Annotated in this window: 22 protein-coding genes; 13 read left to right on the top strand and 9 right to left on the bottom strand. The window is 66.0% G+C overall.

The features are described 5' to 3' along the window. Positions 1-45: 45 nt before the first annotated feature. Positions 46-750: a DUF2968 domain-containing protein gene (locus DXK93_RS10420; protein ID WP_054453001.1), complete on the top strand. Its 705-nt coding sequence runs from the start codon at positions 46-48 to the stop codon at positions 748-750. A gap of 140 nt (positions 751-890) precedes the next feature. Further along, complete coding sequence (locus DXK93_RS10415; RefSeq protein ID WP_054452999.1) at positions 891-1,352, top strand: DUF1178 family protein; 462 nt, start codon at positions 891-893, stop codon at positions 1,350-1,352. A gap of 52 nt (positions 1,353-1,404) precedes the next feature. On the opposite strand, the gene DXK93_RS10410 is transcribed toward DXK93_RS10415, so the two are convergent. The 6 genes from DXK93_RS10410 to DXK93_RS10385 form a co-directional block, all read right to left on the bottom strand. Beyond that, positions 1,405-1,884, bottom strand: coding sequence for a VOC family protein (locus DXK93_RS10410; protein WP_233564531.1), 480 nt, complete (start codon positions 1,882-1,884; stop codon positions 1,405-1,407). 45 nt (positions 1,885-1,929) lie between these two features. Further along, complete coding sequence (locus DXK93_RS10405) at positions 1,930-2,301, bottom strand: type II toxin-antitoxin system HigA family antitoxin (RefSeq protein WP_346546232.1); 372 nt, start codon at positions 2,299-2,301, stop codon at positions 1,930-1,932. 2 nt (positions 2,302-2,303) lie between these two features. Further along, a complete protein-coding gene (locus tag DXK93_RS10400) occupies positions 2,304-2,606 on the bottom strand; it encodes a type II toxin-antitoxin system HigB family toxin (RefSeq protein WP_119450012.1) in 303 nt (100 codons plus the stop codon). A 149-nt stretch (positions 2,607-2,755) separates the two neighbouring features. Then, positions 2,756-3,316, bottom strand: a complete 561-nt coding sequence (gene efp / locus DXK93_RS10395; protein WP_006225610.1) for an elongation factor P — start codon at positions 3,314-3,316, stop codon at positions 2,756-2,758. Between the two features lie 144 nt (positions 3,317-3,460). Beyond that, on the bottom strand, positions 3,461-4,573 hold the full coding sequence (gene earP, locus DXK93_RS10390) for an elongation factor P maturation arginine rhamnosyltransferase EarP (RefSeq protein ID WP_119450011.1): 1,113 nt from the start codon (positions 4,571-4,573) through the stop codon (positions 3,461-3,463). Positions 4,574-4,579: 6 nt separating this feature from the next. After that, complete coding sequence (locus DXK93_RS10385) at positions 4,580-5,782, bottom strand: DUF2863 family protein (protein ID WP_054452990.1); 1,203 nt, start codon at positions 5,780-5,782, stop codon at positions 4,580-4,582. Positions 5,783-5,991: 209 nt separating this feature from the next. Here DXK93_RS10385 and DXK93_RS10380 point away from each other — a divergent pair, with 209 nt between their 5' ends. After that, positions 5,992-6,768: a class III extradiol ring-cleavage dioxygenase gene (locus DXK93_RS10380; RefSeq protein ID WP_119450010.1), complete on the top strand. Its 777-nt coding sequence runs from the start codon at positions 5,992-5,994 to the stop codon at positions 6,766-6,768. A 91-nt stretch (positions 6,769-6,859) separates the two neighbouring features. Here the strand turns inward: DXK93_RS10380 and acnA are convergent, their stop codons facing one another. Both acnA and DXK93_RS10370 read right to left on the bottom strand, forming a co-directional pair. Beyond that, positions 6,860-9,565 carry an aconitate hydratase AcnA gene (gene acnA, locus DXK93_RS10375; protein ID WP_119450009.1) on the bottom strand — a complete coding sequence of 902 codons (2,706 nt, stop codon included), beginning with the start codon at positions 9,563-9,565 and terminating at the stop codon, positions 6,860-6,862. Between the two features lie 268 nt (positions 9,566-9,833). Then, the gene (locus DXK93_RS10370) at positions 9,834-10,763 is read right to left on the bottom strand and encodes a LysR family transcriptional regulator (RefSeq protein ID WP_119450008.1); all 930 of its coding nucleotides are present in this window, start codon (positions 10,761-10,763) and stop codon (positions 9,834-9,836) included. 148 nt (positions 10,764-10,911) lie between these two features. On the opposite strand from DXK93_RS10370, the gene DXK93_RS10365 reads away from it, so the two are divergent. Genes DXK93_RS10365 through DXK93_RS10355 form a run of 3 tightly spaced genes read left to right on the top strand, consistent with a single transcriptional unit; the run spans position 10,912 to position 14,332 of the window. Beyond that, positions 10,912-11,799 carry an SDR family oxidoreductase gene (locus DXK93_RS10365; RefSeq protein ID WP_119450100.1) on the top strand — a complete coding sequence of 296 codons (888 nt, stop codon included), beginning with the start codon at positions 10,912-10,914 and terminating at the stop codon, positions 11,797-11,799. After that, complete coding sequence (locus DXK93_RS10360; protein ID WP_054452983.1) at positions 11,796-13,298, top strand: AMP-binding protein; 1,503 nt, start codon at positions 11,796-11,798, stop codon at positions 13,296-13,298. The genes DXK93_RS10365 and DXK93_RS10360 overlap by 4 nt, the downstream gene beginning before the upstream one ends. 47 nt (positions 13,299-13,345) lie before the next feature. Further along, the gene (locus DXK93_RS10355) at positions 13,346-14,332 is read left to right on the top strand and encodes a tripartite tricarboxylate transporter substrate binding protein (RefSeq protein WP_054452981.1); all 987 of its coding nucleotides are present in this window, start codon (positions 13,346-13,348) and stop codon (positions 14,330-14,332) included. 44 nt (positions 14,333-14,376) lie between these two features. On the opposite strand, the gene DXK93_RS10350 is transcribed toward DXK93_RS10355, so the two are convergent. Beyond that, the gene (locus DXK93_RS10350) at positions 14,377-15,210 is read right to left on the bottom strand and encodes a FadR/GntR family transcriptional regulator (protein ID WP_054452979.1); all 834 of its coding nucleotides are present in this window, start codon (positions 15,208-15,210) and stop codon (positions 14,377-14,379) included. 320 nt (positions 15,211-15,530) lie between these two features. Between DXK93_RS10350 and DXK93_RS10345 the strand changes: the two genes are divergently transcribed. From DXK93_RS10345 to DXK93_RS10315, 7 genes are all read left to right on the top strand, one after another. Further along, complete coding sequence (locus DXK93_RS10345; RefSeq protein WP_054452977.1) at positions 15,531-16,730, top strand: ABC transporter substrate-binding protein; 1,200 nt, start codon at positions 15,531-15,533, stop codon at positions 16,728-16,730. Positions 16,731-16,819: 89 nt separating this feature from the next. After that, positions 16,820-17,677, top strand: coding sequence for a branched-chain amino acid ABC transporter permease (locus DXK93_RS10340; protein WP_054452975.1), 858 nt, complete (start codon positions 16,820-16,822; stop codon positions 17,675-17,677). Then, the gene (locus tag DXK93_RS10335) at positions 17,677-18,666 is read left to right on the top strand and encodes a branched-chain amino acid ABC transporter permease (protein WP_054452973.1); all 990 of its coding nucleotides are present in this window, start codon (positions 17,677-17,679) and stop codon (positions 18,664-18,666) included. The genes DXK93_RS10340 and DXK93_RS10335 overlap by 1 nt, the downstream gene beginning before the upstream one ends. Further along, on the top strand, positions 18,663-19,442 hold the full coding sequence (locus tag DXK93_RS10330; RefSeq protein WP_119450007.1) for an ABC transporter ATP-binding protein: 780 nt from the start codon (positions 18,663-18,665) through the stop codon (positions 19,440-19,442). Before DXK93_RS10335 ends, DXK93_RS10330 begins: the two co-directional genes overlap by 4 nt. Further along, positions 19,439-20,137, top strand: a complete 699-nt coding sequence (locus DXK93_RS10325) for an ABC transporter ATP-binding protein (protein WP_054452969.1) — start codon at positions 19,439-19,441, stop codon at positions 20,135-20,137. The genes DXK93_RS10330 and DXK93_RS10325 overlap by 4 nt, the downstream gene beginning before the upstream one ends. Positions 20,138-20,176: 39 nt before the next feature. Next, entirely contained in the window at positions 20,177-21,460 is a 1,284-nt protein-coding gene (locus tag DXK93_RS10320) for a Zn-dependent hydrolase (RefSeq protein WP_119450006.1), read from the top strand. Further along, the gene (locus tag DXK93_RS10315) at positions 21,457-22,965 is read left to right on the top strand and encodes a M81 family metallopeptidase (RefSeq protein ID WP_119450005.1); all 1,509 of its coding nucleotides are present in this window, start codon (positions 21,457-21,459) and stop codon (positions 22,963-22,965) included. The genes DXK93_RS10320 and DXK93_RS10315 overlap by 4 nt, the downstream gene beginning before the upstream one ends. The last annotated feature ends 58 nt before the right edge of the window (positions 22,966-23,023 follow it).

The raw sequence follows: 23,023 nt of genomic DNA, 5'->3' as shown, positions 1-23,023 counted from the left end.
CGAAATAAATTGCTATAGTTCCGCAACGATTTTTTTGGGGAAGGCATGAACGTCCAATTTATCCGTGGCGCCGCCCGCATGGCGCTGTTGGGCACGGCCCTGTCCGGCCTGGCCGCTTGCGCCAGCGCACAATCCGAAGCGCCCCGGGCCACGGTTAAACAGGTCGAGGACACGCAGGCGGCCTCCACGCCCGTGACTCCCCCCGCGCCGCCGCCCGCCGCGCGTCCGGCATCCACGCTGTCGGAGCTGCAAGGCCTGATCCAAAGCCGCCAGGTGTCGGAGCTGCGTACTGCCTATAACGGCACCTACGGCGCCAGCCTGCTGTTCAAGCCGGACGACCTGACCTATTACGTTGCCTTGTTCCAGCAGAAGGATTTCTGGCGCGTGGTGAAGAGCAAGTCGGACAAGCAGGCCGAAGCCACCTACCGCGCCTTCGTCGCCCAATCCGCCGAGCTGGCCGAAGTGGACATCAAGCGCATCAAGATGCAGGCTGAATACGCGCACGCCGAGAAGCTGCTGGCCAGCCGCAGCGCCGAACTGAGCACCCTGCAGGCCGATCGCGCGGTGCGCCTGCAGCAGGAAGAGCAGGTCGCGGCCCGCCAGGAGCAGTCGCGCCAGGAAGCCACGGCGCTGGCTGACCAGCAGAAGGACGTGCGCCAGCAATTGCGCGATCTGCAACGCCAGATCGACGCCTTGCAGGCGCAGCAGGCGCAAGTGGGGAACCCGGCGGCCCAGAACCGCGGCAAGTAACCCGCAGGGCAGGCTGAGTAGCGGGCCTGCGGGCCCGCTTTGTCTTGGCCGGCCGTGAATAGGCATTGCGCACGCAGGGGCTAAGCGCCTGCCCTGGGGCGCTTTCTTGTATTCTGGGAGTTGCACCCCATATAGACGCCATGGCACTTAAAGTTTTCGACCTCCAGTGCGAACACAGCCACATTTTCGAGGGCTGGTTCGGTTCGCACGAAGACTATGACGCGCAGCAGGCGCGTGGCCTGGTCACGTGCCCGGTTTGCGGTTCGGCCAGCATCACCAAGCGGCTGTCCGCGCCGCGCCTGAACGTCGCCCACCTGCACGCGCCAGCCGCCCAGCCGCCGGCGTTGCCGGCCAACGCGTCCGACGCGGAAAAAATGGCCGCATTGCAGGCAGTCGTCATGCGCCAGGTGCGCGCCTTGCTGCGCAACACCGAAAACGTCGGGCCGCGCTTCGCCGAAGAGGCGCGCCGCATCCACGAAGGCGATGCCGACGACCGTCCCATCCGCGGCACGGCAACGCCGGAAGAGCGCGAATCGCTGGCTGAGGATGGCATCGACGTCATGGCGGTGCCGGATTTCCTGGACGACGAGCGCCTGCAGTGACCCGCTGCGCCGCCCCTAGCCGATTCGGACAGGAAAACGGGCGTACGGAATGTCAGGTGGTATGCCTGCGTTCACCGATCTTGGCCGAGAAGCGCAGCAGATAACCATCAGGGTCCTGAACCAGGAACTCGCGCACGCCGATTTCAACGTCATTGCCCCGATACCACTGCTCTACCGGATTCCGGAACAGGGGCCATTTGGCGTTAGCAAGCGCGGCAAGAAAGGGCTCCACAGAGGGCACATCGATTTCGAAATTGATTCCCCTGCCCAGCGGAATGCTCAACGGACCTGTGATCCAACCGTTGTCGCCGCGCCGTTCGACGAGCATGACTTGCGCTCCGTCGAGGTCCAAATATACGAAGCCGTCTTCCTCGCGGCTGTACATGATCGAGAATCCACAGAGACCAACCCAGAATTGCAGACTTGCCGCGATATCTGCGACAAGCAACTCGGGCACCAGCTTTGCACGGCGAATTTCCACAGTCGCAGTTCTCCAGCTTAGGCAGAGTGTTGCCGCGGTCAGCGCAAGCATTCCGCTTCGTCAGGAAGTCGTCGATGAATGAGCGCGTTTCAGTTATTAGGCGTGAGCCGGTGGCCGAATAAGGCTTTCTGCGGGAATGCCGAGCTCGGTGTGCAAACGCCAGATCATTGGCAATGTCAAACCGCGCTTGCGGTTCAGCACTTCGTATACACGGTTGCGCTTGCCGATCATAGGCTCCAGATCCTTAGGGGTCAGGCCGCCTTGCTCCATCCGGAATTTAATGGCCTCGACAGGGTCTGGCAGATCGACCGGATAGTGCTTCATTTCATACGCTTGCACCAAGGTGGCCAGCACGTCAAGGCGGTCACCGTCAGGTGTGCCCAGTTCAGGATCAGACTCCATCAACCGGGAGATTTCCTTGAGCGCCGACTTGTAATCGGCCTCGGTATGTACGGGGCGGATTTCCATGTTCATTCCATTTCCACGGTTTCGGCGTCAATCTTGTCGTACTCCGCGTGAGTGCCGATGAACTTCACGTAGACGATGCTCAAGTTGAATGCGATTGCCACAATCAGACGGAAATCATTGCCTTTGATGTTGAACACCACACGCCGATTCTTCAGGATGCTGGCGTGGCGATACTGAGCCTTGATATCCGCAGGCTGCTTCCATTGCGCCTTGCTGGCCTCGTCCACCCACGCCTTGAGGAGTTGTTCTGCCGCTGGGTACCTTTCCCAGAACTGGCGGAGGGTGCTTAAGGCTATGAGTCGCATAGCGCAATGTTAGTCCCAATTTGGGACTGGGGGCAAGTCCCATGTGGTCCGGCTATATGCCTTCAAGCAAGGGCCGCAAGATTGGTCAGGCAGACGGCAATAAAAAAGCCAGACCCGAAGGTCTGGCTTTTTCTTGCCTGCTTGCCGGATCAGTTGTTGACGCGGCTGCGGTATTCGTTCGTGCGGGTGTCGATTTCGATCTTGTCGCCGATGGCGCAGAACAGCGGCACGTTCAGTTCGTAGCCGGTGTTGATCTTGGCGGGCTTGGTCACCTTGCCCGAGGTATCGCCACGCACGGCGGGTTCGGTGTAGGTGATTTCGCGCACGAGCGTCGTGGGCAGTTCAACCGAAATGGCGCGGCCGTCGTAGAAGACCACTTCCACGGGCATCGCTTCTTCTAGGTAGTTCAGGGCGTCGCCCATGCTCTCGGCTTCGATTTCGTACTGGTTGTACTCTTCGTCCATGAAGACGTACATCGGGTCGCCGAAGTAGGAGTAGGTGCACTCCTTGCGGTCGAGTTGGACGACTTCGAACTTTTCGTCGGCCTTGTAGACCGATTCGCTGGCCGAGGCGGTCAACAGGTTCTTGAACTTCAGCTTCACAACAGCGGCGTTACGGCCCGACTTGTTGTATTCGGCTTTCTGGACCACGAGGGGATCCTTGCCGACCATGACCACGTTGCCGACTCGCAATTCCTGAGCGGTTTTCATCGATAAAACTCCGGGGGTGATGGGTGCACTCGCCGTGCTTGCAAAAAGCCGCCGCAGCTATAGCTTCTAGCGGCTTCGTGCACACCCCGGGAGGCGTCATAGTTGAGGCCCGACAAATACAGGGCGCTCGGAAAACTCTCTATTCTAACGTTTCTTGGCCAAGTCTGCGCAAAAATCAGCCAGATTTTCGGCAAGATCCGGTAGCGCGGCCTGGCTTGCGTCCCAGGCCCGCGCGGCGGCGGCCCAGTCCCCCCAGGCGGCTGGCGCCAGGGCGGCAGACAGCGCCGCAGCAGTTGCGCCCGTTTCCGGCTCGTTCCAGGCCCGGATCAGCGTCTGGGCGGTTTCCGGGGCCGGATAGCGCGCCAGCCACGCTTCCAGTTTCTCCAGATGCACGTTTTCGTCCTGGGGATAGATCTGCCAGACGAGCGGGCGCGCGGCCCAGGCGGCGCGGACGAAGGAATCCTCGCCCCGCACGAAATTCAGGTCGCAGCACCACAGCAGACGGTCGAAATCCGGCTGCGCCACGAAGGGCAGCCGGGCCACCGCCGGCGCGCCCGGCGCCGCACAGGCGGCTTCCAGCCCGGGGGCCACGCCTTCGGGGGCAAGCAGCAGGGTGGGCCGCGGATCCGCCGCCAGAGCCTCGGCCAGCGCCGTTACCGGCGCCGTCGGATAGCAAAACAGGGACACGGTGCGCGCGCCGTCGCGGCGGCGCAACAGCAGGTCCTGTGGCACGCCCAGCGACCGCAGGAAGGCTTCCTGGTCTTGCGGCGATGTCTGCAGGGCGTCGCGCTCCGCCGACAGGCCCGGCTCGCGCAGCAGTCCGCCGGTGGCGCTGGTGAAGCCGGGAAAGAAAAAGTGCTTGACCAGCCCGTCCGGCCGCTGCGAGGGCAGGCCGTGGCAGCTTTCCACCCAGGACTCGGCGCTCAGGTATTCCAGGTTGACCCAGGCCGGATGCTCACGCCGCATGCTCTCCAGGAATGCCTCGGGGGGATCGCAGGCGAATGCCTCGATCACCACATCGCGCGCGGCGAGCGCCGGATCCGGGGATTCGGTCCAGTGCACGATGTCGATGCCCGCCAGTTGCTGGCGCGGGCTATCCGTGGCGATCCCGGGCTGGATGCGGGCGAAGCTGGCCAGGTCGTCGACCCACAGGCGCACATCCCAGCCGCGGCCGTGCGCCAACCGGCGCGCCAGCCGCCAGCAGACGCCGATGTCGCCATAGTTGTCGACGACCCGGCAGAAGATGTCCGCTTGCATTGCCGCCTAGTGGAACTTGGCCGGCGAGGCTTCCGCGTCCTCGGGCAGTTCGGCGTGCACCAGTTCGCCCAGCGGATTCGGGAAGTAGGGCGCGCCGCAGTCTTCACAGTACTCGGGAGGCAGCACGCCGGGGATGCGGCGCACTTCAGTGACGCCGTATTCCTTGAGCAGCGCGGCGATCTCGTCCACCACGTCGGGCTGGCCTTCGTCAGCCGGCAGGTCTTCCTCGCGCCCATACAGCGGCCAGACGCAGCCGTAGTACACGTCGTTGCTGCTGCGCGCGGTGAAGCCGATGCGGTACTCGTCGATGCGGCTTTCGCCGCAGCCGGCCACCACCGCGCGCAACTGGGAGGCTTCCAGGCTGACCGCGCCCTCGAGCCAGCTGACCGCTGCACGCAGCGACAGCGGGCGCACGCGCCGGTCGGCTTCACGGTTGCTGACATAGTAGGCGTCGGGCAGCAGGGCTTCGAAACCGCAGCCCGGCAGCAGATTGGCGAGGGTCGGCTGGGCCTGCGCCGCCCATTGTTCCTGGCAGGCATCGCGGCTGGCGTCGGCTTCGCCCAGCTGTTCCTGCCAGCGGAAGATCGGCTCGCCTTCGGGCACCGCGACGGCCGCCACGATGTAGCGCGTATCGGCCAGCATGTTGGCCGTTTCGGTCTCGGTGTTCAAGGCGGGCTTGGCGGTTTCTGCGCCCAGCGCCTGGGTGCCCAGGCGCTGCAGCCATTGCCAGGTTTCGGAGAAGGTGCGCGGCATCTGGTCCACACTGACCAGCACCGGCATCAGCGAGCTGCGGGCCTTGCTGGACAGGACATGCCCATGCAATTGCGCCATCAGGGCCTGTTGCGCGCCGGCGGCGATCGGGCCGGTCGGAATGGCGTAGCGGGTCCAGGCGACGATGGGGGCCACGACCAGCAAAATGTCGTAGTGGACGCCATTTTTCTCGATCTTCATCGATTCGGACAGGGTTTCGGCCTGTTCGATCAGGATCTCGTATGCGCCCACGTCGCTCTGGGCGAGGTGGTCCAGGGCCGCTTCCAGGGGGGCATCCTGCCCCGCCTTCAGCAGCTTCGGAATCGCTACGCCAAGCTGGTTCTCCCAGAACACGTCTTCGAGGCGGCTGCCCGAGCGGTTGAGCGCCTGGGCAAGCGCGACCAGTTTGGCGGCGTCACGGGTGAGGCGGGGAGCGGATTGGCTGCGGGATCGGGCCATAACTTCGGGGAGCGTCCAGTAAGTGTGCAACTGTGTAGTTTAACGCCCGGCGCGGACGGCGGCGCGCACCTCCGGCGGCGGGGCGCAACAACGGCGCGACGGTGTGATTGATGCTAAATAAGCAACAGATAATGCCGAGCCAAGGGGTTTATTGCTGAGAAGAATCGGCGGAAAATCTAGTCATCTACTCAATATCAGGAGGCACCGCCATGCGTTGGCCTACGCTTTTCGTATCCCATGGATCCCCCATGCTCGCCGTGGAACCCGGACTGACCGGCCCGGCGCTCGCCGCCTGGAGCGCCGAGCAGGGCCGCAAGCCCAAGGGCATCCTGGTGGTCTCGCCGCACTGGATGGGCGAGGGCCTGGCGCTGTCCACCCGCGACCGCCAGGTGGCCTGGCACGATTTCGGCGGCTTTCCGCCGGAACTCTATGAATTGCAGTACACAGCCCCCGGTTCGCCGGAGTTGGCGGCGCGGGTGCAGGCCCTGCTGGCCGACTCGGGTATCGCTGCAGACCTGGACCCCCGACGGCCGCTGGACCATGGCGCCTGGGTGCCACTGCGCTACCTCTATCCGGAAGCGGACGTGCCGGTGGTGCAACTGTCCCTGGACATGGGGCGCGACGCGGCTGGCCAACTGGAACTGGGCCGCGCGCTGGCCCGGCTGCGGGACGAAGACATCCTGGTCATCGGCTCCGGTTCGCTGACGCATAACCTGCGCCACGTGCGCATGCCGCAAGACGCGCCCGCGCTGCCTTACGTGCCGGCTTTCCAGCAGTGGTACGCGGACAAGCTGGGCGGCCATGACCTGCCGGCGCTCTTGGATTGGGAGGCCCAGGCGCCGGGCGCGGCGCAGGCCCATCCGCACGACGACCACCTGATGCCCTTGTACGTGGCGCTGGGTGCGGGCGGAGCCGGTTTCCGGCGCCTGACCGACGAAATCTCGTACGGCGCGCTGGCGATGGATGCCTACGAGTTCGCGGACTGATCCCAAGCGCGGCCGCGGCGCCGCGCAGGCCGCAATGAAAATGGCCCGGGAACCTCGCGGTTCCCGGGCCATTGCCTTGCCTGTCAGGAGATCAGGCAGCCAGCAGCTGGCGCAGCACGAAGGGCAGGATGCCGCCGTGCTGGTAGTAGTCCACCTCGATCGGGGTGTCGATGCGCAGCAGCACCGTGACGTCCTGCTTCGATCCGTCCTTGCGGGTGATCGTCAGCGTCACGTCCTGCATCGGCTTGATGCCGTTTTCCAGACCGGAAATGTCGTAGGTTTCCTCGCCGGTGATGCCCAGCGACTGCACGCTGTCCGCGCCCTTGAACTGCAGGGGCAGCACGCCCATGCCGACCAGGTTGCTGCGGTGGATGCGTTCGAAGCTGCGGGTGATCACGGCCTTCACGCCCAGCAGCTGGGTGCCCTTGGCCGCCCAGTCGCGCGACGAGCCGGTGCCGTACTCTTCGCCGCCGAACACCACGGTGGGGGTGCCCGCGCCGACGTACTTCATGGCTGCGTCATAGATGGACATCTGTTCGCCGGTGGGCTGGAACAGGGTGTCGCCGCCCTCGAAGCGGCTGCCGTCCGGCAGCGCCGGAATCATGAGGTTCTTGATGCGCACGTTGGCGAAGGTGCCGCGCATCATGATTTCGTGGTTGCCGCGGCGTGAACCGTAGCTGTTGAAGTCGGCCTTCATGACGCCGTTTTCCTTCAGCCACTTGCCCGCGGGCGAGGTCTCCTTGATGGAGCCGGCCGGCGAGATGTGGTCGGTGGTGACCGAGTCGCCGAACACGCCCAGCGCACGGGCGTTCTTGACCGTCGGCATCGCGCCCGGCGTCATGCCGAAGCCGTCAAAGAAGGGCGGCTCGGCGATGTAGGTGGAATCAGGCCAGTTGTACGTGTCACCGGTCACGCCCTTGATGTTCTCCCAGAGTTGGCCGGGATTGCTCTTGACCTGGCCGTAGTTGGCCTCGAAGGCCTTGGGATCCAGGGCGTACTTCAGCAGCGATTCGATTTCCTCGGTGGTCGGCCAGATGTCGCCCAGCCACACGTCGCCGTTCTTGCCGCGGCCCACGGGCTCGGTCATCAGGTCGCGCGTGACGGTGCCGGCCAGGGCGTAGGCCACGACCAGCGGGGGCGAGGCCAGGAAGTTGGCCTTGATGTTCGGGTGGATGCGGGCCTCGAAGTTGCGGTTGCCCGAGAGCACGGCCGAGCAGATCAGATCGTTGCCGGTGATGGCTTCGTTCAGGTCCGGGGTCAGGTCGCCGGCGTTGCCGATGCAGGTCGTGCAGCCGTAGGCGGCCACGTCGAAGCCCAGCTTTTCCAGGTAGGGCAGGAGGCCCGTCTTGGTCAGGTATTCGGTGACCACGCGCGATCCGGGGGCCAGCGAGGTCTTGATGTGCTTGGGCACCGTCATGCCGGCTTCCACGGCCTTCTTGGCCAGCAGGCCGGCCGCCAGCAGCACGCTGGGGTTGGAGGTGTTGGTGCAGGACGTGATGGCGGCGATCAGGACGTCGCCGTTCTTGACCTGGGTGCCAGCGCTGGTGGTGAAGGTCTGGCCCAGCTTTTCGGCGGGCTGATTGAAGCCGTTTTCAGCGACCGGCTTGGAGTACAGGTCGATGAAGGTGTTCTTCACGTTGCCGATTTCGATGCGGTCCTGCGGACGCTTCGGGCCCGCCAGCGACGGCGCGACGGTGGACAGGTCCAGCGTCAGCAGCTTGGTGAAATTGATGTCCTTTGCCTTGGGCACGCCGAACATCTTCTGGGCCTTGAAATAGGCCTCGAAGGCGGCGATTTCGTCTTCGGTGCGGCCGGTGCCGCGGAAGTAGTCGATGGTGCGCTCGTCGACCGGGAAGAAGCCCATGGTGGCGCCGTACTCCGGCGCCATGTTGCCGATGGTGGCGCGTTCGGCCACCGACAGGCTGGCGGTGCCTTCGCCGCAGAATTCGACGAACTTGCCCACCACCTTCTCGCGGCGCAGCATTTCGGTGATGGTCAGCACCAGGTCGGTGGCGGTGACGCCGCCGCGCAGCTTGCCCTTGAGTTCCACGCCGACCACGTCGGGGGTCAGGAAGTACACGGGCTGGCCCAGCATGCCGGCCTCGGCTTCGATGCCGCCCACGCCCCAGCCCACCACGCCGATGCCGTTGATCATGGTGGTGTGGCTGTCGGTGCCCACCAGGGAATCCGGGTAGTAGACGTTGTTCTTCTTGTCCAGGTGCACGCCGCGCGCCAGATATTCCAGGTTGACCTGGTGGACGATGCCGAAGCCCGGAGGCACGACGCCGAAGGTGTCGAACGCCTGCATGCCCCACTTCATGAACTGGTAGCGCTCTTGGTTGCGCTTGAATTCCAGCTTCATGTTCAGGTCCAGCGCATTCTTGGTGCCGAAGTAGTCGATCATGACTGAGTGGTCCACCACCAGGTCCACCGGCACCAGCGGCTCGATGCTCTTGGGGCTCTTGCCCATCTTGTCGGCCACGGAACGCATGGCGGCGATGTCGGCGAGCAGCGGCACGCCGGTGAAGTCCTGCAGCACCACGCGGGCCACCACGAAAGGAATTTCGTCTTCGCGCTTGGCATTGGCCTGCCAGTTCGCCAACTGCCTGACGTGCTCTTCGGTGACCTTCTTGCCGTCGCAGTTGCGCAGCACGGATTCCAGCACGATGCGGATCGAAACCGGGAGCCGCTGCACGTCGATGCCGAGGGACTTGCCCAGCGCCGGCAGCGAATAGTACTGACAGGATTTATTGCCGATCTTGAAATTCTTGAGGGTGTCTAGGGTGTTGTGCGGCATGATGGACTCCGTGGTTTTGCCCGGTTGAAGCCGGCATTTTCTGGCGTTTTTGCGCATTTGTCATTCTATGTGAGACTGGCGCCTGCGCGGCCGTATGTCTTATATCTTATATAAGACTTGAGCGAACCGCCAAAGTTCCCCTACTGCGATCAGGGGCGGGCGGCCGTTGGCCCAAACCGATACTCTGGCCGAGGCGTGCGCGGGTCGCAAGCCTCTTTTATCAAGAAAGTCCTACGCGGATGTTGCGGCCCTGCGAGGGAAGGCGGGTCTACGCAAGGAATTCGCGCAGCAGCACGGTCAGCTCGCTGCGCAGGAAATCGACGACCGCGCGCTGGGCGGTCGACGGATAAGGGTTGGGTGTGGTCAGGATGAACAACTTGTCGCCTGGCCCCAGGGCTTGGTATGCAGGCAGCACCGGCGCAAGCCGGCCCGCGGCAAGATCCTCATGCACCACGTAGGCCGGCAGCAGCGCGACGCCCGCGCCGGCGCGCGCGGCTTGCGCCAGGAACGGGAAGTACTCTGATTGCAGCCGCGGCGCGAGCTTGGCCTCATGCAGCTGGTCCTTGCGGCGCAGCCGCAGCGTGACCTGGGGCCTGGGGTCGGGCGGGCCCAGGAAGTGCAGGCGGCCGAGATCGCGCGGATGAGCCGGCGGGCCGAACTGCTGCAGATAGGAGGGCGCCGCGCACAGCACCCATTTGACGTCGCCCAGCGCGCGCGCCACGTAATCCTGCGGCGGGGTCGTCATGACCCGCAATGCCACGTCGATTTCCGACGAAATCAGGTCGCTCACCCGGTTTGAGAACAGCACGCGCAAGGTCAGCGACGGATGGCGCAGGGCGAAGCTCACCAGCAGCGGACGCAATTGGTCCAGTTCCCCCAATCCGGTGGGGATGCTCAGCCGGACGTGGCCCGCGGGCTCGGATCCGAGCTTCTGCAACGCATGGCGGGCGGATTCGACTTCGTGCGCCATGCGCGCGCCGTGCTCGTACAGCACAGAGCCTTGTTGCGTCAGTTCCAGCCGCCGGGTGCTGCGGCGGATGAGCTGGGCGCCGAAGGCGCGTTCCAGCTTCTGCAGATTGCGGCTTACGTGCGAACGGGTCACGCCGTGGCGCACCGCCGCCTCGCTCAAGGTGCCGGCGTCGACGATGGTGACGAACAGCTGTATCAGGTTGAGGTCCAGCGCGGGCAGGGCGGGCATGCGCAGTCCTATTGTTGACTATGAGGAAACATAGTTTACGCAAGCTGCGGGATTGTCGCGGCGTGGCGGCGGTTGATATTCTGGCCACCATCGCAAAGGAGACCAGACCATGCCCCAAAACCCATCCGGCGGGATGTCCCCGCAAACCATGTTCCGCGCCGATCTATTTCGCGGCGAGCGCATCCTCGTCACCGGGGGCGGCACCGGCCTGGGCTACGCCATGGCCGAGCGCCTGGCGTCGTTGGGCGCTGCGCTGCACCTGTGGGGACGCCGCGCCGCCGTGCTGGAAGAAGCCGCCGCCGGGCTGCGCGCACGTTACGGCGCCGAGGTCCACGTTCAGGCGGTGGATATCCGGGATGCCGAGGCCGTGGACGCCGCCGTCGACGCCATCTGGACCGGGCACGGTCCGCTGACCGGCCTCATCAACAACGCCGCGGGCAATTTCATCAGCCCCACTGAAAAACTGTCGCCGCGCGGCTTCAACGCCATTGCCGACACCGTGTTCCGCGGCACCTTCTACACGACCCAGGCCGTGGGCAAGCGCTGGATCGCGCAAGGCACGGGCGGGGCGGTGCTGTCCATCGTGGTGACCTGGGTCTGGACCGGTTCGCCCTTCGTGGTGCCCTCGGCCATGTCCAAGGCCGGCATAGACGCCATGACCAAGTCGCTGGCCATCGAATGGGGCCGCCACGGCATCCGGCTGAACGCCATCGCGCCGGGCGTGATTCCGACCGAAGGGGCCAGCGCGCGGCTGCGGCCCAAGGACTCGGCCGCGGACGCGCAGACGCAGCAGAATCCGATGAGGCGCCTGGGCACCGGACATGACATCGGCGAGCTGGCGGCCTTCCTGCTGAGTCCGGGCTATGACTGGATCAACGGCCAGACCATTGCGCTGGACGGCGGCGACTATCTGGCCAACGGCGCTTACTTCAAGCAGTACGCGGAATGGAGCGACGCGGACTGGGCCGCCGCGCGCCAGGCCATCGAAGCGCGCACCGCGCAGGACAAGGCGCAGCGCAGCACGGGGGGCGCATGACAGGCAGCACCATCCACGCGGGCGGCGACCGCCTGTCGGGCGCGGCGCTGGCCGCACGCGGCGAACAGGTTGCCGCCGGGCTGGCGGCAATGGGCGTGCGGGAAGGCGACGTGATCGCCGTGCTATTGCGCAACGGCCTGCCTTATCTGGAGATCATCCAGGCCTGCAAGCGGCTGGGCTGCTACTACTGCCCGATCAATTGGCATTTCACCGCGGCGGAAGTGGCATTCCTCATCGAAGACAGCGGCGCCCGCCTGCTGGTCGCGCACGACGACCTGTGGCTTCCGCTGCGCGATGCGCTGCCCGCCGGCCTGCCGGTGCTGCTGGCCGGTCCCGGCGCGGCGCAATCAGGGCATGCCGACTACGACGCCTGGCGCGACCGCCAACAGCCCTACGACGGCCCGCGCGTGGCGCCGCGCGGTCATATGGCCTATACCTCGGGCACCACCGGTCGGCCCAAGGGCGTGGTGCGCGCGCCGTTCCCGCTGGAACACCTGGGGCGCCACCTGCAACAGGTCGAAGCGGTGGTGGAGGCGGCCTACGGCCTGCGCCCGGGATCGCGCGCGCTGCTGCCCGCGCCGATCTACCACAGTGCGCCCAGCGTATTCGCGCAGGTCGCCCTGCGGGTCTGCGAGACCTTCGTGCTGACGGACAGGTTCGATCCCGTGGAAGTCCTGCGCCTGATCGAGGCGCATCGCATCGATACGGTATATCTGGTGCCCATCATGTACGTGCGCCTCTTGAAGCTGGACGCCGCCACCCGCGCGGCGCACGACCTGTCGTCGCTGCGCTTCGTGGCCTCGACCGGCGCGCCCTGCGCGCCGGAAATCAAGCGCGCCATGATCGAATGGCTGGGACCGGTCATCCATGAAACCTATGCGTCGAGCGAGGCGGGCATGGTCACCGTCATCGATTCGCACGAAGCGCTCGCCCGTCCCGGTAGCGCCGGCCGGCCTATCGGCGGCGCGCAGGTCAGGATCTATGGCGAAGACGGATCGCCCTGCGCGGCGGGCCAGGTCGGGCGGATCTACGTGCGCCAGCCGGCCTACGCGGACTTCACCTATCGCAACAACCCGCAGGCCCGCGCCGACGTGGAGAAGGACGGACTCATCGGTCTGGGCGACCTGGGCTATCTGGACGCGGACGGCTATCTCTATGTGTGCGACCGCGAATCGGACCTGGTGATCTCGGGCGGCGTGAACATCTATCCCGCCGAGGTCGAGCACCAGCTGATGCAGTATCCGGGCGTGGCGGATTGCGCGGTGTTCGGGGTGCCCGACGACGAATACGGCGAGCGGCTGATGGCGCTGGTGCAGCCCTCGGCGGGCGCCGCGCCCGACCCCGAGGCGCTGAGGCTATGGCTGGGTGAACGGATCGCGCGCTACAAGGTGCCGCGTGAACTGCAACTGCGCGCGGAACTACCGCGCGACGACAACGGGAAGATCGCCAAGCGCCGGCTGCGCGCCGAATTCTGGGCGGGCAGGCAGCGCCAGGTATAGCAGGGCGGCGCATCGCCGCAACAACAAAACCCACAAGGGAGACAGGCATGGCAATCAGGCTGAACCTCAGGCTGCGTCGCATCGCGACCGCGGCGATCGTCGCGCTCGCGGCTCCGGCCGCCGCGCTGGCGGCATTTCCGGACAAACCGGTCAAACTGGTCGTGCCCTATACGCCGGGCGGCTCCGCGGACCAATTGTCGCGGGTGCTGGCCGAAGGCATGTCGCGCGACCTTGGGCAACCCGTGGTGGTGGAGAACAAACCCGGCGCCAATACCATGGTCGCGGCGACCCAGGTGGCCAGGTCGGCGCCGGACGGATACACGGTTTTCCTCGCCAGCAACGCCAGCATGGTGCTCAATCCCATGCTTTATCAACGCATCGCCTATGACGCCGCGCGCGACTTCCGCGTGTTCGGCATCGCTGCCGAGCTGCCGCTGGTGGTCGTGGCGAACAACGAGGTCCCAGCGGGCACGCTGGCCGAGTTCGTCACTTATGCCAAGGCCCGGCCCGGCAAACTGAACTACGCCTCCGTGGGCATAGGCAATCCGCTGCAGTTGGCGACCGAACTGCTGAAATCGCGCACGGGCATGGACGTGGCGCATATCCCGTATAACGGCAGCGCGCCGGCCCTGACCTCGCTGATGGGCAATGACACGCAGCTCATGGTGGACGTGATCAGCACCTCGCTGCCGCTGGTGCGGGAACGCAAGATCAAGGCGCTGGCCGTCACGACCAGCGAGCGGCTGGCCGTGCTGCCGGAGGTGCCGACCGTGGCGGAAAGCGGCTTTCCGGGATTCCGCGCCGCCACCTGGTTCGGTCTGGCCGTGCCGCGCGCCGTGCCGCAGGCCGAAGCGCAGCGCTTGCAGGCGGCGCTGGACAAGGTGCTGAAGGATCCGGCATTCCGCGGCCGTTTTGAACCCCTGGGCCTGGTGATCCAGGCGCCCCGCAGCCAGGCAGAGATCGATGCCTACGTGCAGGAAGACCGCCAGCGCTGGGGCGCGGTGATCGAAGCCAATCACATCAAGCTGGACTGAGGCGGCAACGGCCGGCTGGCCACGCCGCCTGGCCGTCGGCGCCGTCAGGCCTTCTTGCCGCCGCGGCGCGCCTTGCGCGTGACATTGCGCCGCGACATCTCGGAGTCCAGGATCAACCGGCCTTCGAGCTTGCCGTGCATGCGCTTGACCGAACGCATCGCGTCCTGCATGTGTTCGCTCATCAAGTCGCGCACCTTCTCCACGTCGCGCTCGCGCGCCGCAGCCAGGATCTTGCGGTGAAAGCCCGTATTGGCGCTGCCGAAACGCTGCTGCTCGGATAGCGGCATCTCGTTGTCGAACACGGTCAGCTGCCGGATCATTTCGTTGGTCATCTCGCAGCTGAAGCGCAGGAACGGGTTGGGGCAGGCCGCCGCGAAGATGTCGTGGAAATTGATTTCTTCCTGGCGCTGCGCCAGCGGGTCATCGACGTGCTCGGCCGACGGATCGCAGCAGGCGATGTTCTCCTCCAGCGCAGCGAAATGCGCGTCCGTCAGGAACGGCACCGCGCTGGCCGCGAGCTCGGGCTCCAGCAGCTTGCGCACCTGGTAGATGTCCTCGATCCGCACTTCCTTGAAGAACAGGTAGTTCTGCATCAGCTGGAAGGTGCGGTCCAGCGGCACCTCGACCACGGTGCCGCCGCCGCCCGGTCCGGTGCTGACCTTGACCAGCCCCTGCACCTCCAGCGACTTGAGCGCTTCGCGCATGGTGCTTTTGCTGACCGAGAACATGCTTTGCAGCTCGCTTTCGCGCGGCAGCTTGTCGCCCGGCAACAGGTTCTTGGCCGTGATCAGCCGCTTGATCTCTTCGGCGACCAGGTCGCTGCGCTTGGGCGGACTCGACGCGCCCGCGGCTTGTAGGTCGTGACTGTTGAACGCCATTGCGTTCCTCCGTTGCTGCGTGGTGTGCGCGGGGCATGCCCCGGGCGGGTTCTGCGCGGACCCCGGGTTATACCTGATGCGCCCGCTATTGACAGAGCCGGCTCGCCAAACTGATCATGATAATAATCCTATTTATCATGATAAATAGGATGGTAGTCGCAGTATAGGCATGAGCGCCGGGACTTGCGAATACGCCCACGCGGCGGCAGCCCTGGCACGGGAGCTTGGAGCAGACAGAGTCGGAATGGGGACGCGCATGGTGCGCGCTCGACATCGTCAATATGCCGCGGCACCGCCAGCGGCAGCCAGGGAGAACCATCTTGAATCGCCGCAACCTGCTGAAATTGGCCGCGCTTGGCGCCGTGCCCGGATCACTCTGGACCGCCCGGTCCGCGCTGGCGCAAGCCGACGCCATCCAGTTCGGGTGTCCGGTGCCCATGTCGGGCGCCTTTGCCGCCAACGGCAAATACGCCGACCTGGGCATGAAACTGGCGCTGGAGCAGTATGGCCGCGCGCTGGACCGGCCGCTGGCCTATACCGTGCTGGATACCGAGGGCAAGCCGGCCACGGCGGTGCGCAAGGTCCAGGAAGTCTCGCAACAGAAGGGCGTCAAATTCTTCGCCGGCGGCATCCTGTCGTCCGAAGCGCTGGCCATGGGCAAGGAAGTCGAGCGCGCCGGCGGCGTCTTCATCACCACCGCGGGCGCGGACGAAATCACCGGCAAGGACTGCAACCGGGCCACCTTCCGCTGGTCCGTGCCCACCTTTGGCGCCATCGAGCAGACCGTGCGTCCCTTGCTCGAAAAGCTGCCCAACGCCAAGCGCTGGTACACCATCACGCCGCAATACGTGTTCGGCGATGGCCTGCTCAGCGCGGCCAAGGCGATCTTCAAGGAAAAGGGCATCGAGCATGTGGGCAACAGCTATCACTCGCTGACCGAGAAGGAATTCAGCGGCTACCTCACCAACGCCATGGCCGCCAAGCCGGACGTGCTGCTGATCCTGAACTTCGGCTCGCAGTCCTCCGACACGCTGCGCCAGGCCGTCAGCTTCGGCATGAAGCAGAACTGCACCATCCTGGTGGCCTGGGCTTCGGGCCTGGAACAGTTCGAAGGCCTGGGCGCGGACCTGTGCGAAGGCGTGTACTTCGGCGCGCAGTACTGGCACGGCATCGACTCGCCGCTCAACAAGGAACTGGTACAGCTGTCCCGCGACAAGACGCGCGCCAATCCCAATTACAGCCTGGCGGGCTCCTACATCTGCACCCGCATCATGCTGGACGCCATCGCCCGGGCCGGCAGCGCCGACCCGGCCAAGGTGATCGCCGTCATGGAGGGTATGGCCTACGAGGGCCTGACGGGCAAGGAGGAAATCCGCAAGGAAGACCACCAGGTCCTGAAGAACTACTACCTGCTCAAGGGCCGCGCCAAGAAGGACATGAAGGACAAGGACGATTACGCCGAGATCGTGCATAGCGGTCGTTCCTTCCTGCCGCCCGCGGAAACCGGCTGCAAGCTGTAGCCCGCCCCTGAGGCGGGCGGCCGTGGGCGCGTCGCGTCCGCGGCCGCCGCGTGCCCCGCGGCCTTCCGTTACCTCCATCGGGCATACCCATGAACGTCTATCTCCTCCAGATCATCAATGGGATCGGGGTAGGCATGCTGTACTTCCTTCTGGCAGTCGGCCTGTCCATCGTCTTCGGTCTGTTGCGCTTCGTGAACTTCGCCCACGGGGCGTTCTATCTGCTGGGCGCCTACTTCTGTTTCCAGGCCATCCAATGGGGCCTGAATTTCTGGCTCGCGCTGGCCATCGTGCCGCTGCTGGTGGGCGCCGGCGCCTGGGTCGTGGAGAAAGTGCTGCTGCGCCACGTCTACGCGCAGGCGCATGAATTCCACATCCTGATCACCGTCGGCCTGGCGCTGGTCCTGCAGGAACTGGTCATCGTGATCTGGGGGCCGATAGGCGACAACGTCGCCGCACCCTCGGCCCTGCAGGGCGTGGTCATGTGGGGCAGCTTCATCTATCCCAAGTACCGTCTGTTCGTGATCGGCTTCACCGCTGTCTTCTCGTTGCTGCTCTGGTATGTGCTGGAAGGCACGCGGCTGGGCAGCGCGGTGCGCGCGGGCAGCGAATCGACCGAAATGGTGTCCATGCTGGGCATCAATGTGTTCCGCATGTTCAGCCTGGTCTTCGCGCTGGGCGCGGCGACCGCCGCCCTGGCCGGGGTGTTGGCCGCGCCCATACGCGGCGTCGAACCCTTCATGGGCATCGAGGCCCTGGGCATCGCCTTCGTCATCGTGGTGGTGGGCGGCATGGGCAGCTTCTTCGGCGCGCTGGTCGGCGGCCTCCTGATCGGCGTGGTGCAGAGCGTGATGAGCACGCTCTGGCCGGAAGGCGCGCGGCTGATGATCTATGTGGCGATGGCGGCGGTGCTGCTGCTGCGTCCCCACGGCCTGATGGGGAGAGGATGATGACGCGCTTGAAATCTCATGCCCAATTGCTGCTGGCGCTGGCCGTGGTGCTGCTGTTGCCGCTGTGCATGCAGTCGGGCTCGCTGGCCACGGAAGTGCTGATCTACGCGCTGGCGGTGCTGGGCTGCAATCTGCTGCTGGGTTTCACCGGGCTGTTGTCGTTCGGCCAGGGCATCTTCTTCGGCCTGGGCAGCTATGCCGTCGGCATCCTGTTGACGCGTACCGGCCTGCCGATGCCGCTGGCGTTGCTGGCGGCGATGGCGGTGGGCGCGCTGGGCGCGACGCTGGTGGGCTGGTTCGCCATCCGCCAGCGCGGCACCTACTTCGTGATGCTGACGCTGGCCTTCGCGCAAATGTTCTACTTCCTGGCGTACAGCCTGCCTGACCTGACCGGCGGCGACAATGGCCTGCTGGACGTGCCGCGTCCGGCGCTGTCGGTGGCGGGCCTGCAGCTCATGCCGCTGGCCACGCCCTGGCAGTTCTACGCCTTCGTGGCGGTGTGCTTCCTGGCGATATTCTGGCTGCTGCTGCGCGTGACCAACTCGGTGTTCGGCCGCACGCTGCTGGCGATCCGCGACAACGAGGCGCGCGCCATGGCGGTGGGCTACAACGTGCGCCTCTTCAAGTTGGCGGCTTTCGCCATCTCGGGCGCCGTCACCGCGCTGGCGGGCGCCTTCCTGGCGATGATGACCGGCATCGCGCCGCTGTCCAGCATTGAATACCACAGCAGCGAGATGATCCTGGTCATGACGGTCATCGGCGGCACCGGCAACCTGTTCGCTTCAGTGCTGGGGGCAGCTTTCTACGTGCTGTTCGCGGACTGGCTTTCCACTTTGTGGCCGCGCTGGCTGATGCTGCTGGGCTTCCTGCTGATCGCGGTCAGCCTGTTCATGCAGAAGGGGCTGTGGGGGCTGGGAGAACGCATCTGGCTGGCGCTGCGGCGCAAGCCTGCCGGCGGCGAGCCGGCCGCCAAGGAGGGACGCGCATGAATCCGCAACATTCCGCGCCGCTGCTGCAGGCCAGGGGCATCGTCAAGCGCTTCGGCAAGTTCGTGGCCCTGCATGGGGTCGATCTGCAAGTGCAGCCGCGCACGGTGCACTCCGTCATCGGCCCGAACGGCGCGGGCAAGACCACACTGTTCCATACGCTGACGGGCACCTTGCGCACCAGCGAGGGCAGCATCGTGTTCGACGGCCATGACGTGACGCAGGAGGCCGATTATCAACGGGTGCAGCGCGGCATCGCGCGCTCTTTCCAGGTCACCAGCCTGTTCGCCAACCTGCCAGTGCAGGAGAACCTGCGGCTGGCGGCGCAGGGCGCGCATCGCGCCGGCGCCTTCGACTGCTGGCGTCCGCCCACCGGCCCGCGGGCGCAGCGCGAGATCGTCGACGCGGCGCTGGAACGGCTGGGCCTGTCGCGGCTGGCCAAGGTGGCGGCGGGCGCGCTGTCGCACGGCCAGCAGCGGCGCCTGGAAGTGGGCATGGCGCTGGCCGCCCGGCCGCGCGCGATTTTCCTGGACGAGCCCACCTCGGGCATGGGGGTGGACGACCTGGATGAGATGAAGCGCTTGATCCGCAGCCTGCGCGACGATCACACGGTGGTGCTGATCGAGCACAACATGAACATCGTGATGGATATCTCCGACACGATCACCGTGATGCAGCAGGGCCGCGTGCTGGTCGAAGGCACGCCTGCCGCGATCCGCAGCGACGAGCGGGTGCGCGCCGCGTACCTGGGCAACATGATCACGGGAGGCCGGGCATGATGCTGCATGTCGACGCCGTACACAGCTATTACGGCAAGAGCCATATTCTGCAAGGCGTGTCGCTCGAGCTGCCGCAGGGCGAGGTGATCACGCTGCTCGGGCGCAACGGCGCGGGCAAGTCGACCACGCTCAAGACCATCGCCGGCGTGATCGCGCCCAAGGGCGGCGCGGTGCGCTACGGCGGACGCGACATCGCCGGGCTGCCGGCGCACAAGATCGCGTCCATGGGGATCTGCCTGGTGCCCGAGCACCGCGGCATCTTCAAGCTGCTGACGGTCGAGGAAAACCTCAAGCTGGGCATGCGCCGCGATTCGCCCTGGCAGCTGGAAGACGTCTACCGCATCTTTCCCCGCCTGAAGGAGCGGCGCAGGAACGGCGGCGGCCAGTTGTCCGGCGGCGAACAGCAGATGCTGGCCATCGGGCGCGCGCTCATGAACCATCCGCGCGTGCTGATGCTGGACGAGCCGGTCGAAGGCCTGGCGCCGGTGATCGTCGAGGAGATCGTGGCGCAGATCAAGTCCATCAAGCAGGCCGGCGTCACCATCCTGCTGGTGGAGCAGAACCTGGAAGTCTGCACGCAGCTGGCCGACCGTCATTTCATCATCGAGCAGGGATCCATCGTCTACCAAGGCAGCAACGCGGCCTTCATGGCGGACGAAAACGTGAAGGACCGATACCTGGGCGTGGGCGTCTAGGGACCGCCTGCGCCGCGCAACCGAAGCAAGGGAAACACCATGGAAATGAACACATTGGAGGCCGTCAGCGGCATCCGCATCGATGGCAGCCGCCTCTGGAATTCGCTGATGGAATTGGCCCGCATCGGCGCCACCGACAAGGGCGGCGTGTGCCGGCTGGCGCTGAGCGACCTGGACCGGCAGGGTCGCGACCTGGTCTGCGCCTGGGCCCGCGAGCTGGGCTGCAGTGTGCGCGTGGACGCCATCGGCAACATCTTCATGCGTCGCCCCGGCCTGCGCGATGACTTGCCCGCCGTGATGACCGGCAGCCATATCGACACCCAGCCCACCGGCGGAAAATTCGACGGCAACTATGGGGTGCTTGCAGGCATCGAGGTCCTGCGCACGCTGCACGAACGCGGCATTGCCACCGAGGCGCCGCTGGAAGTGGTGGTGTGGACCAACGAGGAAGGCTCGCGCTTCGTACCCGTGATGATGGGTTCCGGCGTGTACGCCGGCGCTTTCACGCTGGAGCACGCGCTGGCTGCGCGCGACCGCGACGGCGTCAGCGTGGATGAAGCGCTGCGCGCCATCGGCTACGCCGGTCCGGAACCCGCGCGGCCCGGGGATGTCGGCGCCTACTTCGAGGCACACATCGAGCAAGGCCCCATCCTGGAGGACCGCGGCATCACCATCGGTTCGGTGCAGGGCGCCCTGGGGCAGCGCTGGTACGACGTCGCCATCACCGGCCAGGAGGCGCATGCGGGGCCCACGCCCATGGAACTGCGCCGCGACGCCTTGCTGGCCGCGTCCAGGCTGGTGCTTGAGGTCAACCGGATCGCGCTGGAGCATGCGCCGCATGGCCGCGGCACGGTTGGCTGCATCGACAGCTTCCCGAACTCGCGCAACGTGATTCCCGGCCGCGTGGCGCTTACCGTAGACCTGCGCGCCGCCGACGACGCCACGTTGGACAGCATGGCCGCGGCGTTTGCGCGCGTCTGCGAGGAACTGGCCGAGCCGGGCCGCTTCCAGGTCGACAGCAAGGAGGTCGTGTACTTCCCGCCGCAGCCCTTCGAGCCGCGCCTGGTGCAGGCGATCCGCGACGGCGCGGCCACGCTGGGCCTGGATTCGCTGGACGTGATCAGCGGCGCGGGCCATGACGCCGTCTACATGGCGCGGGTGGCGCCCACCGCCATGATCTTCGTGCCGTGCAAGGACGGCATCAGCCACAACGAGATCGAGGACGCGCAGCCCGAGCACCTGGAGGCGGGCTGCAATGTGCTGTTGCACGCCATGCTGCGCTGCTGCGGGCGCATCCAGTTTTCCGATGGGGGCGCGCAATGAAGGCGCTGATCGCGAGGTTGAACCACGAGACCAACACCTTCTCGCCGGTTCCCACGCCGCTGTCCGCCTTCGGCAACGGCGGCCCCGCCTACGATGCGGCGGCCTATGAAGAGAACAAGGGCAAGCGCACCGCGATGTCGGCGTTCATCGACCTGGCCGAAGCGCGCGGCGCCGAACTGGTCACGCCCGTGTCGGCCACCGCCTATCCCAGCGGCCGCGTCGATGGCCAGGCCTATGCCGAGCTATGCGACCGCATCGTGGCCGCAGCGCCGGGCTGCGACGTCATCCTGCTGGACCTGCATGGCGCCATGGCGGTGGAGACCACCGATGACGGCGAGGGCGACCTGCTTGAACGGCTGCGCGCCGCCGCGCCTGGCGTGCCGGTTGCCGTGGCGCTGGATCTGCACGGCAACGTCACGCAGAAGATGATGGACAACGCCGACGTCATCGTCAGCTTCAAGACCTATCCCCACATCGACATGTACGAAACCGGCGAACACGCCGGCAGGCTGCTGTTTGCGGGCATCGACGGCCGATGCAAGCCGGTCATGGCGTGGCGCCGGTTGCCGCTGGTGTCGCATTCCCTGCGCAGCAACACGGCCGAAGGCGCCATGCGCGCCGCCGTCGTAGCGGCGCGCCAGGCAGAGGCCGCGGGGGCGCTGGGCGTGTCGGTGCTGGCGGGCTTCGGCCTGGCCGACATCCCGCATCCCTGCGTCAGCGTGGTCGTGGTGGCCGACGGCGACCGCGCCGAGGCGGAGCGCGTGGCGGGCGAGATCGCCTCCCTGATCTGGGAGCAGCGCGACGGATTCTTCTATGACAGCGAGCCGCTGGCCGAGTCGCTGGCGCGCGCCAAGATCCTGGCCGAAGGCGCAAGCAAGCCGGTGCTGCTGCTGGACCATGGCGACAATTGCATGAGCGGCGGCACTTGCGACACCCTGGACGTGCTGATGGCCGCGCTGGATGCGGGCCTGGAAGGCATACAGGCGGGGCTGTACTGCGATCCCGAGGCGGTGGCCGAATTGACCCGCGCCGGCGTCGGCGCCACGGTCGAGCTGCCGGTAGGCAACAAGCGCGCCATCGGCGAAATCGGCCGGGAGGCGCAGCCCGTCACGCTGCGCGGCACCGTGCGCGCGCTGAGCAATGGCGAGTACCTGATCACCGGGCCGACCTATACCGGGCAACTGGCCTGCATGGGCCGCAGCGCGGTGCTGGACATAGGCGCCGCGCAGCTGGTGCTGACCGAGCAGACCCACGAACCCTGGGATCTGGGCGTGTTCCAGAGTCTTGGACTGGATCCGTCCCGCGCCCGTTACGTGCTGGTGAAGTCGCGCATGTACTGCCGCCCGGTGTTCGTGCCGATCTCCCAGGCGCTGGTCGAATGTGACAGCCCCGGCGTGACCAGCTCCGACTGGTCGCTGTTCGAATTCCGCAGACGCGCGCGGCCGCTGTACCCGCTGGAACCCATGGCGGCGGCGGACTACGATCCTCGCGCGGGCCGCCGATAGACCCGTCGGAAAGACCAGGGCGCCACAAGCGGCAGCTGTGGCGCCCGGGCAACGAACA

It is taken from the genome of Achromobacter sp. K91 (assembly GCF_003576205.1).
In the GTDB taxonomy this organism is placed as follows: domain Bacteria; phylum Pseudomonadota; class Gammaproteobacteria; order Burkholderiales; family Burkholderiaceae_B; genus Achromobacter; species Achromobacter aegrifaciens.
This window is presented reverse-complemented; position numbering and strand designations above follow the sequence as displayed.

What these genes read in the sequence shown, in the direction of transcription:
- DXK93_RS10420 (WP_054453001.1), top strand. Translation starts at nt 46, where the DNA reads ATGAACGTCCAATTTATCCGTGGCGCCGCCCGCATGGCGCTGTTGGGC.
- DXK93_RS10415 (WP_054452999.1), top strand. Translation starts at nt 891, where the DNA reads ATGGCACTTAAAGTTTTCGACCTCCAGTGCGAACACAGCCACATTTTC.
- DXK93_RS10410 (WP_233564531.1), bottom strand. Translation starts at nt 1,884, where the DNA reads ATGCTTGCGCTGACCGCGGCAACACTCTGCCTAAGCTGGAGAACTGCG.
- DXK93_RS10405 (WP_346546232.1), bottom strand. Translation starts at nt 2,301, where the DNA reads ATGGAAATCCGCCCCGTACATACCGAGGCCGATTACAAGTCGGCGCTC.
- DXK93_RS10400 (WP_119450012.1), bottom strand. Translation starts at nt 2,606, where the DNA reads ATGCGACTCATAGCCTTAAGCACCCTCCGCCAGTTCTGGGAAAGGTAC.
- efp (WP_006225610.1), bottom strand. Translation starts at nt 3,316, where the DNA reads ATGAAAACCGCTCAGGAATTGCGAGTCGGCAACGTGGTCATGGTCGGC.
- earP (WP_119450011.1), bottom strand. Translation starts at nt 4,573, where the DNA reads ATGCAAGCGGACATCTTCTGCCGGGTCGTCGACAACTATGGCGACATC.
- DXK93_RS10385 (WP_054452990.1), bottom strand. Translation starts at nt 5,782, where the DNA reads ATGGCCCGATCCCGCAGCCAATCCGCTCCCCGCCTCACCCGTGACGCC.
- DXK93_RS10380 (WP_119450010.1), top strand. Translation starts at nt 5,992, where the DNA reads ATGCGTTGGCCTACGCTTTTCGTATCCCATGGATCCCCCATGCTCGCC.
- acnA (WP_119450009.1), bottom strand. Translation starts at nt 9,565, where the DNA reads ATGCCGCACAACACCCTAGACACCCTCAAGAATTTCAAGATCGGCAAT.
- DXK93_RS10370 (WP_119450008.1), bottom strand. Translation starts at nt 10,763, where the DNA reads ATGCCCGCCCTGCCCGCGCTGGACCTCAACCTGATACAGCTGTTCGTC.
- DXK93_RS10365 (WP_119450100.1), top strand. Translation starts at nt 10,912, where the DNA reads ATGTTCCGCGCCGATCTATTTCGCGGCGAGCGCATCCTCGTCACCGGG.
- DXK93_RS10360 (WP_054452983.1), top strand. Translation starts at nt 11,796, where the DNA reads ATGACAGGCAGCACCATCCACGCGGGCGGCGACCGCCTGTCGGGCGCG.
- DXK93_RS10355 (WP_054452981.1), top strand. Translation starts at nt 13,346, where the DNA reads ATGGCAATCAGGCTGAACCTCAGGCTGCGTCGCATCGCGACCGCGGCG.
- DXK93_RS10350 (WP_054452979.1), bottom strand. Translation starts at nt 15,210, where the DNA reads ATGGCGTTCAACAGTCACGACCTACAAGCCGCGGGCGCGTCGAGTCCG.
- DXK93_RS10340 (WP_054452975.1), top strand. Translation starts at nt 16,820, where the DNA reads ATGAACGTCTATCTCCTCCAGATCATCAATGGGATCGGGGTAGGCATG.
- DXK93_RS10335 (WP_054452973.1), top strand. Translation starts at nt 17,677, where the DNA reads ATGACGCGCTTGAAATCTCATGCCCAATTGCTGCTGGCGCTGGCCGTG.
- DXK93_RS10330 (WP_119450007.1), top strand. Translation starts at nt 18,663, where the DNA reads ATGAATCCGCAACATTCCGCGCCGCTGCTGCAGGCCAGGGGCATCGTC.
- DXK93_RS10325 (WP_054452969.1), top strand. Translation starts at nt 19,439, where the DNA reads ATGATGCTGCATGTCGACGCCGTACACAGCTATTACGGCAAGAGCCAT.
- DXK93_RS10320 (WP_119450006.1), top strand. Translation starts at nt 20,177, where the DNA reads ATGGAAATGAACACATTGGAGGCCGTCAGCGGCATCCGCATCGATGGC.
- DXK93_RS10315 (WP_119450005.1), top strand. Translation starts at nt 21,457, where the DNA reads ATGAAGGCGCTGATCGCGAGGTTGAACCACGAGACCAACACCTTCTCG.